Source organism: Streptomyces sp. DSM 106670 (assembly GCF_055792845.1).
In genome coordinates this window covers 7,292,689-7,305,032 of the sequence record NZ_CM147704.1, presented here as the reverse complement: position 1 = coordinate 7,305,032, position 12,344 = coordinate 7,292,689, and the positions used below count along the sequence as shown (strand labels likewise).

The following is a 12,344-nucleotide window of genomic DNA, read 5'->3' as shown; positions in this document are numbered from 1 at the left end:
CCTCTCCGGTTCTCAGCGAGTGAACGTGTCGATGGCGGCGATCAGCCAGCCGTCCCCGCGGCGGACGGCGTCCACGGCGAACATGGCCGCCGCGTACGTCGTCTCCTCGTCCTTGCCCGTACGGGTGTTGCTCTGGTCGGCGAAGACCAGCAGCCGGGCCCGGTCACCGTCGAGGAACTCGACCCCGCTCTCGGTGACGGTGGTGGTCAGGACGAGCTTCTGCTTCGGGGCCTGCTCCCGTACGTCGGCGAGCATGTCCTTGTGCTGCTGCACGGCCCGGCCGGTCAGATAGGTGTTCGCCGCACGGTCGGAGCGGGCGGGCGAGGCGTAGTCGTAACTGAACACCGCGCCGACCGCCTCGCTGATCCGGCCCTTCACCTCACTGGTCCGGCCGATGTCGGTGAGCGCGGTGTTCTGCCGGGCCGGCTCGTCACGAAGACCGCTCGCCGAGGCGAACGCCCAGGCGGCGAAGGCCCCCAGGAGCACGGTGAGGGCGCACAGCAGGACGGGCAGCGTGACACGGAGGCGGGGCGACCTGGTGCGGGGGGTGTCCGCCGTGGCTTCGGAGCCGGTGTCGGCATCGGTGTCGGTACCGGTGCTCGCTTCGGAGCCGGTATCGGTGTCGGTGTCGGTGCTCGCTTCGGCGTCGGTGTCCGGGGCGGCCGGTGGATCGGGCTCGGTCGTGCTGACCGGGCCGGCGGTCGGCCCGGTCACGGGTGCCGTCCCGGTCTCCGCCGTACGCGGTGGTGCCGTGGCCAGCCGGCGGCGGCGGTTGACGAGGTGACGGGTCGTCGACATGGGCGGGGTCCTCTCCGGGGCGTGCGGGGCGGTGCGGGGCGGGCGGATACGAGGAGGCGGAGGTCAGCCGGCCGTGGAGCCGACGGGTGCCTGACCCAGCGCGCTGAGCTTCCACCCGTCGGCGGTCCGGGTGAGGCTCCCGAGCAACCGGCTCTCCTTCACCGCCGGTTCGCCCTTCGGCGCGGTCACGGTCACCCGGATCGCCACCATCACCCCCGCCCGGCCCGCCCGTTGGTCCAGTTCGGTCACCGCACCGGAGAGGACCTTGGCCGTGCTCACCGTCTTCGCCTCGGTGATCTGCTTTGCGAACGCGTCGCGCCCGTCGATGAGTTGGCGGTGCAGATCGCCGGTGGTGGACTGCTCCCAGCTGTCGAGCCCCTTCTCCAGCGAGCGGTGGTCCAGCGTGTTCATGTTCTGCACCGCCTGTTCGCCCGCCGCCAGCGCGTCGTCCCGTGCCTGTGCGAAGGACGCCGCGTCGTCGTGCGCGGCCTCGTAGCGCGACCAGCCGCCCCAGCCCGCCGCTCCGGCCGCGCACACGGCGAGCGCCAGCGCGACGATCACCAGCGGATTCCCGGCCCTCGCCCGTACCTCCCCGGCCTGCGCGTCCGCCGTGTCCTGCTCTGCTTTCCGCTGCCGTGCCATGTGCTGCCTCTCCCCTGCCTGCCGAACCGGACCGGTGCGCCAACGTCTCCGGGCCGCCGTCATGTGGAGCCGATCTCGACGATCCACCAGCGCCCCTCGCGCAGTTCGGCCGTCACCGTGAGCTGCGCGGAGGCGGTCGTGGGGGCGCGGCCCCGGCGCTCGTAGACCTGGTCGAGGAAGACCAGGAGGTGGGCGCTGCTGCCGGTCAGCCGGGTCACCCCGGCCCGGACGACCTCGGTGGTGAGCGTCAGCTTCTGGTCGGTGGACTGCCGCTCGACCTGGCCGAACAGCGCCGCGTACTGCTGGAGCGCCTTGCCCGCCAGGACCTCTTTCGCCGCCGCCCTGGTGACGGCGGTGGCCCCGGGACCGTACGAGAAGATCTTCCCGAGCGCGCTGCTGACGTCGCCGGTGACGCGGGCGGTGGCCTCCGCGTCGGTGAGGGCGAGGTTCGCGGTGGCCGGTGTGTCGCGCAGCCGGCTGCCCTCGGCGTACAGGGCGGCGCCCGTGGCGATCAGGGCGACGGTCAGCAGGACGCCGAGGACGCGTGGCCACCGGCGGCGGGGCGCGTCGCCTTCTTCTTTCGCAACCGGTCCAGCCGTATCAGCCGTTTCGGTCTCCCGGTTGCCGGGGACGTCGGCGTGCTCCGCCTCCAGGTCCGTGTCCGTCGTCGTGCTGTTCATCGTCGGCGTTCCTCCCCGCGGCCTCATCGGCCGCCGCCCGTTCCGATCGCCGTGAGCGCCTTGACCTTCCAGCCGTCGGCCGTACGGGCGAGGGTCGCCGTGAACCGCTTGCGCTGGGTGCCGGCCGCGCCGGTGCGCGGGGTGACCCGGACGTCCACGGTGGCGATCAGCTCCGCCGTGCCCGTGCGCTCGTCCAGTGCGGTCAGCGCCGCCGATGTGACCTTGCCGCGGGCCGTGTCGCCCGCTGTCGTCAGGGACTTCGCGTCGGCCTTCCGGGTCCGCTCCAGCTGGTCGTGGAGCGGGCCCGTGGAGGAGTCCAGCCAGGCCCGCAGCCCTTCGTCGACCCGTTTCGCGTTCTCGCCGTCCAGGCTGTTCAGCGTGGCGAGATGCCGCTTGCCCTCGGTCAGGGCGGTGTCGCGGGCCTTCGCGTAGGCCAGAGAGCGGTCGCCGCGGGCCTGCCCGTACGACCAGGCCCCCAGGCCGCAGAGCAGCGCGGCGACCAGCAGGACGGCCCAGCCGGCCCGGCTTCGGGTGCGGGGGGTCATGAGCCGCCTCCCAGGCCGAGCAGTCCGGCCATGCCTTCGGTCGGCGGCTGCGCGGCTGTGGCTGCGCCGGCCTCCGTTCCGGGCAGCTTCATCGAGCCCGGTACGGCGGGTTTCGGCACCGGGCCGCCCTTGGGGGCGTTGGCGCTGCCCCGGACGTTGATGCCGGTGCCGGGCGAGGAGGTGCAGCGGGCGGCGGTGTTCACGGCGGGCCCGGCCGAGGTGTCGAGGCCGTTGCGGTAGACCGTGCCGCCGTAGCCGGCGGTGCAGGGCAGCGGTTCGAAGAAGGTGACCGACATGCCGAACCGGGCCCCGTCGTCGTCGACCGCGCTCGCTCCGGCGGCGGCGACGGCGGGCAGCTTCACCAGGAGTTCCTCCAGGCCGCGCTGTCGGGTGACGGCGACCTCCGAGGTGGTGAGGAGGTTGGCGACGACGACGCCGAAGGCCGGGTCCAGGTCGCGGAGCAGTCCGCTGATCTGGACGGCGGCGTCCGGGGTGGTCGCGATCAGGCGGCGCAGATCGGTGTCGGAGCCCTTCAGTTCGGCGGCCAGTTCCTTGGCTCCCGAGGCGAAGCCCTTGAGGGCCTGCCCCTGTTCGGCCTGGGTCCGCAGGACGCGCTCGCCGTCGGCCATCAGCCGGGTGGTGACCGGCAGGGCCTTGTCGGCGGACTCGATGAAGTCGCCGCCGGTGTCCAGCAGGACCTGGAGGTCGTCGCCGCGCCCTTCGAAGGCGGCTCCGAACTCCTCGACGACGGTCCGCAGGCTTTCCAGGTCCACCGAGCTCGCCAGGTCGTCGACGCTGGTGAGGACGTCGGTCGGGGGTGCGGGGATGGTGGTGTCGGCCTCGTCGATGACCGAGCCGTTGCCCAGGTAGGGCCCGTCCGCGCGGGTGGGCCGCAGGTCGACGTACTGCTCGCCGACCGCCGAGAGGTTCGCGACGACGGCGGTGAGGCTGTCCGGGATCGGCGGGGCGTCCTTCTCGATCCGCAGCTCCGCCTCGACGCCCTCGTCGGTCAGCTCGATCGGGCCGACGCGACCCACGGAGACGCCCCGGTAGGTGACGTTGGAGTGGGTGTACAGGCCGCCCGTCTGCGGGAGTTGGACCGTGACGGTGTAGTAGCTGCGGAGTCCGACGTAGTGGCCGAGATCGGCGTACCGCACACCGAGATAGCCGAGGACCAGGACGGCGATGACGAGGAAGGCGAGGTTCTTCAGCCGGATGGCGAGGGTGATCACGGTGTCGCCTCCTTCTCGGTCTTCGGCGTGCCCGGTGTGGTCTTCGGTGTCTCGGTCTTCGGCGCGCCCGGAGCGGTGGTCCTCGGTGTGCCCGATACGGCCGGGAGCGGCAGCGGGAGCGTGCTGCGGGCCGCTGCCGCCGCGCCCTCGCCCTCGGCCGGGGGCAGCGGGATGCCGGGCTCGTCCGGGGTGAGCGGCGGGATGATCTGCGTACCGGGCAGGGCCGTCACGTCCAGGTAGACGTTGAGGTAGTCGCCCTTGACGCCGCGCAGCACCTCGTCCGTGAAGGGGTAGGTCAGCAGCACCTGGAGGGAGTCGGGAAGGTCCTGGCCGGAGTCGGCGAGCGCCTTGAGGGTCGGGGCGAGCGCCTTGAGGTCGGCGATCATGTCGGCTTTGCTCCGGTTGATCGTGTCGACGGCCACGGTGGAGAGGGTGTCGAGGGAGCGCAGCATGGTCAGCAGGGAGCCGCGCTGCTTCTCCAGGACCTTGAGTCCGGGGCTGAGCCCGGTCAGGACCGTGCCGACGTCCTGCTTGCGGGTGGCGAGGGTGGCGGCGAGCCGGTTGACGCCGTCGAGGGCCTTGGTGATGTCGCCCTTGTTCTCGTCCAGGTTGGTGACGAGGGTGTCGACCCGCTTGAGCATGGAGCGGATCTGCGGTTCCTGTCCGGCGAGCGCCTTGTTCAGCTCGGTGGTGATGGTCTTGAGCTGGTTGACGCCGCCGCCGTTGAGGAGCAGGGACAGGGCTCCGAAGACCTCTTCGACCTCCGGGTTCCGGTTGGTGCGGGAGAGCGGGATGCGGCCGCCGGCGGCGAGCGAGCCCTGTGCGGTGCCCTCGGGGGGCGGGGCGAGCTGGATGAACTTCTCGCCGAGCAGGCTGGACTGCTCCAGCCGGGCGTACGCGTTGGCGGGCAGTTCGATCTTCCCGTTGACCCGCATGGTGACCCGGGCCCGCCAGCCGTCCGGGGCGAGGGCGATCTTCGTGACGCGCCCGACGGACACGTCGTTGACCTTGACCGAGGACTGCGGGGCGAGGCTGAGGACATCGCCGAACTCGGCGGTGACCTCGTACGGGCGGTCGCCGAGGTCCGCGCCGCCGGGCAGCGGGATCTGTTCGATGCCGGTGAAGGAGGGGGTGTCGGGGCGGACCACGACCAGGGCGATCAGGGCGCCGGTGGCGAGCAGGGCCACGGCTGAGACGGCGGCCCGTACGACGGGTCTGCGCCGGGCGTCGTCGTTCATCGTCGTGCCCCCTTCTGCTGGCCGGGCTGCTTCTCGGGGGTGCCGTAGACCGTGCCGACCTCGGGCAGCGGCAGGACGGGCAGGGCCTTGCGGCGGGTCGCGTCGACGGGGGCGAGGCCGGTGAGCCGGCCGGCCGCTTCGGCGGCCCCGGGGTCGACGAGCGGTCCGCCCATGGACAGTTCGTTGAGGTTGGTGCGCCCGTTGAGGGTGCGGTTGGCCGGGTCGTAGGCGTTGAGCACGTTTCCGGCGGCGAGCGGCAGGGTGTCCATCGCCTCGGCGAGCGAGGCGCGCTGGTCGACGAGGGCCTGGGTGACGGGCACCAGGGCCTCGACGTTCTTCTTGAGCGCGCCGCGGTTCTTCGCGATGAACGCCTTGACCTGGCCGAGGGCGGTGCCGAGTTCCTTGAGGGCGGCGCTGAGGTTCTTCTTGTCGTCGGCGAGGAAGGAGGTGACCGTGTTCAGCTGCTGTTCGGCACTGCGGACGTTGCCGTCGTTCTCCTTGAGCATGGTGGTGAACGTCTGCAGGTGGGCCAGGGTGTCGAACAGGTCGCCGCTGCTCTTGTCGAGCGTCTTGGTGGCCTTGCCGAACTGCTCGATGGAGTCCCCGATGGCCTTGCCGTTGCCGTCGAGGTTCTTCGCCCCGGTGTCCAGGAGCCGGGCGAGCGCCCCGTCGGCGTTGGCTCCGTTGGGGCCGAGCGCGGTGGAGAGTTCGGTGATGGAGGCGTACAGCTCGTCGACCTCGACGGGGGTGGCGTTGCGGGCTGCGGGCAGGACCGCGTCGTCGGCGAGGCGGGGGCCGCCGTCGTAGGCGGGGGCGAGCTGGATGTAGCGGTCGGCGACGAGGCTGGGCGCGACGACGACGGCGTGGGCGTCCTCGGGGACGTCGATGCCCCGGTCGAGGCGCAGCACGACCTTCACCTCCTTGCCGCGCGGTTCGACGGAGTCGACGGTACCGACCTTGACGCCGAGGATCCGCAGGTCGGATCCGGCGTAGACGCCGGTGGCCCGGTCGAAGTAGGCGGTGACGGTGGTCTTCCCGTCCTCCTCCAGGGCGCTGACGCCGGTGGCGGCCGCGACGGCGACGAGGGCGAGTCCGGCTCCGATGCCGATGATGCGGGTGCGTCTCATGTCAGCGGCCCCCTTGCTGCCGGGGTGGCATGCATCCGGTCGCCGGGGGTGTGCCGGCGGGGAGGTAGTTCTTGGGCACGACGCCGCAGACGTAGTTGTCGAACCAGCGCCCGCTGCCGAGGGTGTTGCCGACGAGCCGGCTGTAGGAGCCGGTGGCGGCGAGGACCTTGTCCAGGCTCTTGCGGTTCTTCACCAGGACGGCGGTGACCCGGCCGAGGGAGTCCAGGGTCGGCCCGAGCTGTTTGTCGTTGTCCTTGACGAGTCCGGCGAGCTGGGTGCCGAGGTCGCGGGTGCCGGTGAGCAGGAGGTGGATGGAGTCGCGGCGGGCCCGGATCTCGCCGAGCAGCAGGTTGCCGTCCTCCAGGAGCGTTTCGAAGCTGCTCTTCTTTCCGGCGAGGGTCTTGGTGAGCTGTTTGCTGCTGCGGAGCAGGGTGGCGAGCTGGGCGTCGCGTTCGGAGACCGTACGGGAGAGGGCGGAGAGCCCGTCGGCGGCGCTGCGGACGTGGGGCGGGGAGTCCTTGAAGGTGGCGGAGATCGCCTCGAAGCTCTTGGCGAGCTGTTCGGTGTCGATCTCGCCGATGGTGTCCCCGAGCCCGTTGAACGCCTGGGTGACGTCGTACGGGGAGGTGGTGCGGCTCGCGGTGATGCGGGAGCCGGGGTCCTGCGGGGCGTCGCCGAGGGGGTCGACGGCGAGGTACTTCTCGCCGAGCAGGGTCTTGATGGCGATGCCCACGGTGGAGGAGTCGCCGATCCAGGCGTTCTTCACCCGGAAGTCGACGCGGACCTTCGCACCGTCGAGGGAGACGCCGGTGACCTCGCCGACCTTCACTCCGGCGATCCGTACCTCGTCGCCGTCGGCGAGTCCGGCGGATTCGCTGAAGTCTGCGCTGTAGGAGGTGCCGCTGTCGAGGAAGGGCAGCGAGTCGGCGCGCCAGGCGGCGAGGCCGACCAGCGCCAGGACGAGGAGCCCGACGACGGCGACGGCGACCGGGTTGCGTTCCCGGATGGGGGTGATTCTCATGCCAGGCACCTCGGTTGGGTGATCGCGATGCCGGTGGGCGGCGTGCTGCCGTCGTCGTGGGTGACGCCGCTGACCTTCGCTTCGCAGAGGTAGAGGTTGAGCCACGATCCGTAGGACGTCAGCCGGGTGATGGCCGCCATCTTGGCCGGGGTCTTCTGGAGGAAGTTCTCGATCTGCGGGGTGCCCTTCTCCAACTGGCCGCTGAGCCGTCCGAGTTGCCGGATGTCGTCCTTGAGCGGCTTTCTGCCGTCCTGGAAGAGGTCGGCGGTGACGGTGGTGAGCGCGCCCATCGCGGTGATGGCCTCGCCGAGCGGTTTGCGGTCGCCGGAGAAGCCGGTGACGAGCTTCTGGAGGGTGACGACGAGGTCGTCGAAGCCCGCCTCCCGGTCGTTGACCGTCTTGAGCACCGTGTTGAGGTTCTTGATCACCTCGCCGATCACCTTGTCCTTGGCGGCGACGGTGGTGGTGAGCGATCCGACGTGCCGCAGGATGCTGTCGACGGTGCCGCCCTCGCCCTGGAGGACCTGGACGATGGAGCCGGCGAGCTGGTTGACGTCGGGCGGCGAGAGCCCTTCGAACAGGGGCTGGAAGCCGTTGAAGAGCTGGGTGAGGTCGAGCGCCGGGGTGGTGCGGGAGAGCGGGATGGTGTCCCCGGGCGCGAAGGTCCGGCCGACGGGTCCTGTTCCCTGGTCGAGGTCGACGTACCGCTGGCCGACCATGTTGAGGTATTTGATGGACGCCGTCACCGAGGCGGGGAGGGTGCGTCCTCTCCGTACGGCGAAGGCGACTTCGGCGACCCGCCGGTCGGCGACCTTCACGGATTCGACCTGGCCGACCTTCACCCCGGCGATCCGGACGCTGTCGCCGGGAATGAGGCCGGTGGCGTCGGTGAACCGCGCCTTGTACGTGGTGGTGTCGCCGACGCCCGTATTGGCGATGGAGAGTCCGAGGACGGTGGTGGCCAGCACGGTGACGACGATGAAGACGAGGGACTTGGTGATCGGTCCGGCGAGCGAGCGGCGTTTCACTTGAGCTTCACCTCCGCACCGCGGAAGGCCGGGCCGATGAGCACGCTGCTCCAGTCGGCGAGGTCTCCCGGCCGGACCTTCAGCGAGGGCGCGACCAGTTCGTTGACGAGCCGGGACTCCTGGGGCGAGTTGGGCAGTCCGAGCGCGGTGTCCGTGCCGTCGCCGCCGTCGGGGGTGTCCGGCGGTGCGGTGACGTCGGTGGCCCGGCGGGTGTCGGCGGTCGGGGCGTGCTTGCCGACGTACGGCACCGAGTAGCAGTGCGGTCCGCCGGTGGCGTCGTAGACCGGGGTGTCCCTGCCGGGGACGTACTTGCCCTTGGACGCAACGGCCTTGACCGACACATGCAGTCCCGGCCGGTCGGTTCCCTTGCCCAGGGCCTTGTCCATGGCGGGCACGAAGCCGGCCATGGTGCGCAGGGTGCAGGGGAACGACTCGGCGTATTCGGCGAGGAGTTCGAGGGAGGGGCGGCTCGATGCGGAGAGCCGGATGAGGTTGTCCTTGTTCTCCCGCAGGAAGGAGGTGACGTCCTGCGCGGCGGCCGTGGTGGTGCCGTAGAGGCCGGCGAGCCGTGCCTCCTGGTCGGCGAGGGTGGAGCTGGTGACCGTGGCGTCGGTCAGTGCGTCGAGGACGTCGGGGGCGGCGTCCGCGTACAGCGTGCTCACCTTGACGAGTTCCTTGATGTCGGCGTTGAGGGTGGGGAGTTGGGGGTTGAACTTCTTCAGGTGGCCGTCCAGCGTGGTCAGCGTCTCGCCGAGGCGTTCACCGCGCCCCTCCAGTGCCTGGGAGACGGCGTTGAGGGTGGCGGAGAGCTTCTCGGGCTTCACGGCGGTCAGCAGCGGCAGGACGTTGTCCAGGACCTGTTCCAGCTCGATGGCGTTGGAGGAGCGGTCCTGCGGGATGACGGCCCCGGCCCGCAGTGTGGAGCCCGTGGGGATACGGGGCGGGACGAGCGCGACGAACCGTGCGCCGAAGAGGGTGGTGGGCAGCATCTGGGCGGTGACGTCGGCGGGTATCTGCCCGAGCTTGTCGCGGTCGATGGCCAGGGTGAGGCGGGCGCCCTCGCCGTCGGTGGCGATGGAGCGGACCTGCCCGATGACGACGCCGCGCAGTTTCACGTCGGCGTTGTCGTGCATCTCGTTGCCGACCGATCCGGTGCGGACGGTGACGGTGGCGTCGTCGGTGAAGTCCTTCTCGTACACGGAGACCGAGACCCACACCAGGACGGCGGGCACCAGCAGGAAGGTGACTCCGGCCAGGCGTCGGCGGACCGTGCGGGTGCTGGAGGTACGCATCAGCCGGCCACCTTCACCGTCGTCGTGGCGCCCCAGATGGCGAGCGAGAGGAAGAAGTCGGTGACGCTGATGAGGACGATGGCGTTGCGCACCGACCGGCCGACCGCCACACCCACGCCGGCGGGTCCGCCGGTGGCGTGGAAGCCGTAGTAGCAGTGGGCGAGGATCACCAGCACGCTGAAGATCAGCACCTTGAGCACCGACAGCAGGACGTCCTGCGGGGAGAGGAAGAGATTGAAGTAGTGGTCGTAGGTGCCCGCCGACTGCCCGTTGAAGAAGATGGTGATGTAGCGGGAGGCGACGTAGGAGGAGAGCAGCCCGATCGCGTACAGCGGGATGATCGCGACGACTCCGGCGATGATCCGGGTGGTGACGAGATAGGGCATGGACCGCACGCCCATCGCCTCCAGGGCGTCGACCTCCTCGTTGATCCGCATCGCGCCGAGCTGCGCGGTGAAGCCCGCGCCGACGGTGGCGGAGAGGGCGAGGCCGGCGACCAGCGGGGCGATCTCCCGGGTGTTGAAGTAGGCGGAGATGAATCCGGTGAACGCCGAGGTGCCGATCTGGTTGAGGGCCGCGTACCCCTGGAGTCCGACGACCGTGCCGGTGAACAGGGTCATGGCGACCATCACGCCGATGGTGCCGCCGATGACGCCGAGTCCGCCGCTGCCGAAGGCGACCTCGGCCAACAGCCGCTGCACTTCCCGCAGATAGCGGCGCAGGGTGCGCGGGATCCAGACGAGCGCCTTGACGTAGAAGGTGAGTTGGTCGCCCGATCGGTCGAGCCAGCTGAGCATCGCCATCGGTCAGCTCCCCTTCGCGGGGACGATCTGGAGGTAGATCGCCGTGAGGACCATGTTCACGAAGAACAGCAGCATGAAGGTGATGACGACGGACTGGTTGACCGCGTCGCCGACGCCCTTGGGGCCGCCGCGCGGGTTGAGGCCGCGGTAGGCGGCGACGATGCCCGCGATGAAGCCGAAGATGAGCGCCTTGAACTCGCTGATGTAGAGGTCGGGCAGCTGGGCGAGGGCGGAGAAGCTCGCGAGGTACGCGCCCGGGGTGCCGTCCTGCATGATCACGTTGAAGAAGTAACCGCCGAGCGTGCCGACCACCGAGATCAGCCCGTTGAGCAGGACGGCGACGAGCATGGTGGCCAACACCCGGGGGACGACGAGGCGTTGGATGGGCGAGACGCCCATGACCTCCATCGCGTCCAGCTCCTCGCGGATCTTGCGCGAACCGAGGTCGGCGCAGATCGCGGATCCGGCGGCGCCGGAGATCAGCAGCGCCACGATGATCGGGCTCGCCTGCTGGATGACCGCGAGGACGCTGGCGCCGCCGGTGAAGGACTGGGCGCCGAGCTGCTGGGTGAGCGAGCCGACCTGGAGGGCGATGACCGCGCCGAACGGGATGGAGACGAGGGCGGCGGGCAGGATGGTGACGCTCGCGACGAACCAGAACTGCTCGATGAACTCCCGTACCTGGAACGGTCGGCGGAAGATGGCCCGGGCCACCGCGACGGCGAGCGCGAACAGCTTCCCGGTCTCGCGGAGCGGCGCGAGCAGCCGGGAGGGCCGGCGCTGCTCAGGGGCCTTCCCGGGGGTCTTCCCGGAGGCGTTCCCGGAGGCGGCGGGCGGGGGTTTCTCGGGCGGCTCGGGCGGCCGCACCGGCATCGGGGCGGTCACGCGCGCGCACCTCCCGCGGCCGGGGTGTAGCTGTTGAGGATGGCCGTACGGGCGGCCTCCGGCAGCTGGCCCATCATCGACATGACCCGCTCGCGGCGGCGCAGCGCACCCTGGCGTACGGGCATCCCGGGCGAGGGCTCCAGCTGGGGGACGACGGTGCGGGGCCCGGTGGGCAGCGGTGCGGTATCGCCCAGCTGCTCGGCGGCGAGCGTGGCGGCGTCCTTCTCCTCGGACATGCCGATGGGTCCTTCGCGGCGTCCGGCGAGGAACTGCGAGACCACCGGGGTGTCGCTGGTGAGCAGCACCTCGCGCGGTCCGAAGGTGACGAGGTTGCGGCAGAACAGCATGCCCATGTTGTCGGGGACGGTGGCCGCGATGTCGAGGTTGTGGGTGACGATGAGCATCGTCGCGTCGATCTGCGCGTTGAGGTCGATGAGGAGCTGCGAGAGATAGGCGGTGCGGACCGGGTCGAGGCCGGAGTCCGGCTCGTCGCAGAGGATGATCTGCGGGTCCAGGACCAGGGCGCGGGCGAGGCCGGCCCGCTTGCGCATACCGCCGGATATCTCGCCCGGCAGTTTACCCTCGGCGCCGAGGAGCCCGACGATGTCGATCCGCTCCATGACGATGCGGCGGATCTCGGATTCCTTCTTGCGGGTGTGCTCGCGCAGCGGGAAGGCGATGTTGTCGAAGAGCGACATCGAGCCGAAAAGAGCCCCGTCCTGGAACATGAGGCCGAAGAGCTTCCGGGTCTCCATGATGTCGCGCTCGGAGCTGTTCACCATGTCGACGCCGTTGATGAGGACGCGTCCCTGTTCGGGCTTCAGAAGCCCGATGATGGATTTCAGAAAAACGGTCTTTCCGGTTCCGGAAGGACCGAGCATGACACTCACTTCACCGGCGGGCAGGGTGAGGCTGACGTCCTGCCAGATGTTCTGCTTGCCGAAGGACTTCGTCAGGCCCTCGACGACTACTTCGATTCCCATCGGCCCTCCCTCCAGGTGGCGGTGAACGTGTTCATCGTTAAGCGCTCCGGCTCTGAGAAAAGCGATGGCG

Annotated in this window: 13 protein-coding genes; all 13 read right to left on the bottom strand. The window is 70.4% G+C overall.

Annotated elements, in window-relative coordinates:
- Positions 1–12: 12 nt before the first annotated feature.
- Positions 13–798: a hypothetical protein gene (locus tag ACSMXR_RS32320; RefSeq protein WP_364886912.1), complete on the bottom strand. Its 786-nt coding sequence runs from the start codon at positions 796–798 to the stop codon at positions 13–15.
- 63 nt (positions 799–861) lie between these two features.
- On the bottom strand, positions 862–1,440 hold the full coding sequence (locus ACSMXR_RS32315; protein ID WP_473170503.1) for a nuclear transport factor 2 family protein: 579 nt from the start codon (positions 1,438–1,440) through the stop codon (positions 862–864).
- Positions 1,441–1,499: 59 nt separating this feature from the next.
- Positions 1,500–2,120 carry a hypothetical protein gene (locus ACSMXR_RS32310; protein WP_240805777.1) on the bottom strand — a complete coding sequence of 207 codons (621 nt, stop codon included), beginning with the start codon at positions 2,118–2,120 and terminating at the stop codon, positions 1,500–1,502.
- A 23-nt stretch (positions 2,121–2,143) separates the two neighbouring features.
- Positions 2,144–2,665, bottom strand: coding sequence for a hypothetical protein (locus ACSMXR_RS32305; protein WP_381855301.1), 522 nt, complete (start codon positions 2,663–2,665; stop codon positions 2,144–2,146).
- Positions 2,662–3,897, bottom strand: a complete 1,236-nt coding sequence (locus ACSMXR_RS32300) for an MCE family protein (RefSeq protein ID WP_137228674.1) — start codon at positions 3,895–3,897, stop codon at positions 2,662–2,664. The genes ACSMXR_RS32305 and ACSMXR_RS32300 overlap by 4 nt, the downstream gene beginning before the upstream one ends.
- Entirely contained in the window at positions 3,894–5,135 is a 1,242-nt protein-coding gene (locus ACSMXR_RS32295; protein ID WP_473170502.1) for an MCE family protein, read from the bottom strand. The genes ACSMXR_RS32300 and ACSMXR_RS32295 overlap by 4 nt, the downstream gene beginning before the upstream one ends.
- Positions 5,132–6,262: an MCE family protein gene (locus tag ACSMXR_RS32290; RefSeq protein ID WP_473170501.1), complete on the bottom strand. Its 1,131-nt coding sequence runs from the start codon at positions 6,260–6,262 to the stop codon at positions 5,132–5,134. The genes ACSMXR_RS32295 and ACSMXR_RS32290 overlap by 4 nt, the downstream gene beginning before the upstream one ends.
- Position 6,263: 1 nt before the next feature.
- A complete protein-coding gene (locus ACSMXR_RS32285; RefSeq protein ID WP_218524033.1) occupies positions 6,264–7,283 on the bottom strand; it encodes an MCE family protein in 1,020 nt (339 codons plus the stop codon).
- The gene (locus ACSMXR_RS32280) at positions 7,280–8,311 is read right to left on the bottom strand and encodes an MCE family protein (protein ID WP_364886898.1); all 1,032 of its coding nucleotides are present in this window, start codon (positions 8,309–8,311) and stop codon (positions 7,280–7,282) included. The genes ACSMXR_RS32285 and ACSMXR_RS32280 overlap by 4 nt, the downstream gene beginning before the upstream one ends.
- Complete coding sequence (locus tag ACSMXR_RS32275) at positions 8,308–9,603, bottom strand: MCE family protein (RefSeq protein ID WP_381909028.1); 1,296 nt, start codon at positions 9,601–9,603, stop codon at positions 8,308–8,310. The genes ACSMXR_RS32280 and ACSMXR_RS32275 overlap by 4 nt, the downstream gene beginning before the upstream one ends.
- Entirely contained in the window at positions 9,603–10,406 is an 804-nt protein-coding gene (locus ACSMXR_RS32270) for an MlaE family ABC transporter permease (protein ID WP_097867568.1), read from the bottom strand. Before ACSMXR_RS32270 ends, ACSMXR_RS32275 begins: the two co-directional genes overlap by 1 nt.
- Before the next feature lie 3 nt (positions 10,407–10,409).
- Complete coding sequence (locus ACSMXR_RS32265; protein ID WP_381793149.1) at positions 10,410–11,291, bottom strand: MlaE family ABC transporter permease; 882 nt, start codon at positions 11,289–11,291, stop codon at positions 10,410–10,412.
- Positions 11,288–12,274, bottom strand: coding sequence for an ABC transporter ATP-binding protein (locus ACSMXR_RS32260; RefSeq protein WP_364886888.1), 987 nt, complete (start codon positions 12,272–12,274; stop codon positions 11,288–11,290). The genes ACSMXR_RS32265 and ACSMXR_RS32260 overlap by 4 nt, the downstream gene beginning before the upstream one ends.
- Positions 12,275–12,344 lie beyond the last annotated feature (70 nt).

Coding starts and splice junctions, on each gene's coding strand:
- ACSMXR_RS32305 (WP_381855301.1), bottom strand. CDS start 2,665: ATGACCCCCCGCACCCGAAGCCGGGCCGGCTGGGCCGTCCTGCTGGTC.
- ACSMXR_RS32270 (WP_097867568.1), bottom strand. CDS start 10,406: ATGGCGATGCTCAGCTGGCTCGACCGATCGGGCGACCAACTCACCTTC.
- ACSMXR_RS32310 (WP_240805777.1), bottom strand. CDS start 2,120: ATGAACAGCACGACGACGGACACGGACCTGGAGGCGGAGCACGCCGAC.
- ACSMXR_RS32295 (WP_473170502.1), bottom strand. CDS start 5,135: ATGAACGACGACGCCCGGCGCAGACCCGTCGTACGGGCCGCCGTCTCA.
- ACSMXR_RS32260 (WP_364886888.1), bottom strand. CDS start 12,274: ATGGGAATCGAAGTAGTCGTCGAGGGCCTGACGAAGTCCTTCGGCAAG.
- ACSMXR_RS32275 (WP_381909028.1), bottom strand. CDS start 9,603: ATGCGTACCTCCAGCACCCGCACGGTCCGCCGACGCCTGGCCGGAGTC.
- ACSMXR_RS32285 (WP_218524033.1), bottom strand. CDS start 7,283: ATGAGAATCACCCCCATCCGGGAACGCAACCCGGTCGCCGTCGCCGTC.
- ACSMXR_RS32290 (WP_473170501.1), bottom strand. CDS start 6,262: ATGAGACGCACCCGCATCATCGGCATCGGAGCCGGACTCGCCCTCGTC.
- ACSMXR_RS32320 (WP_364886912.1), bottom strand. CDS start 798: ATGTCGACGACCCGTCACCTCGTCAACCGCCGCCGCCGGCTGGCCACG.
- ACSMXR_RS32315 (WP_473170503.1), bottom strand. CDS start 1,440: ATGGCACGGCAGCGGAAAGCAGAGCAGGACACGGCGGACGCGCAGGCC.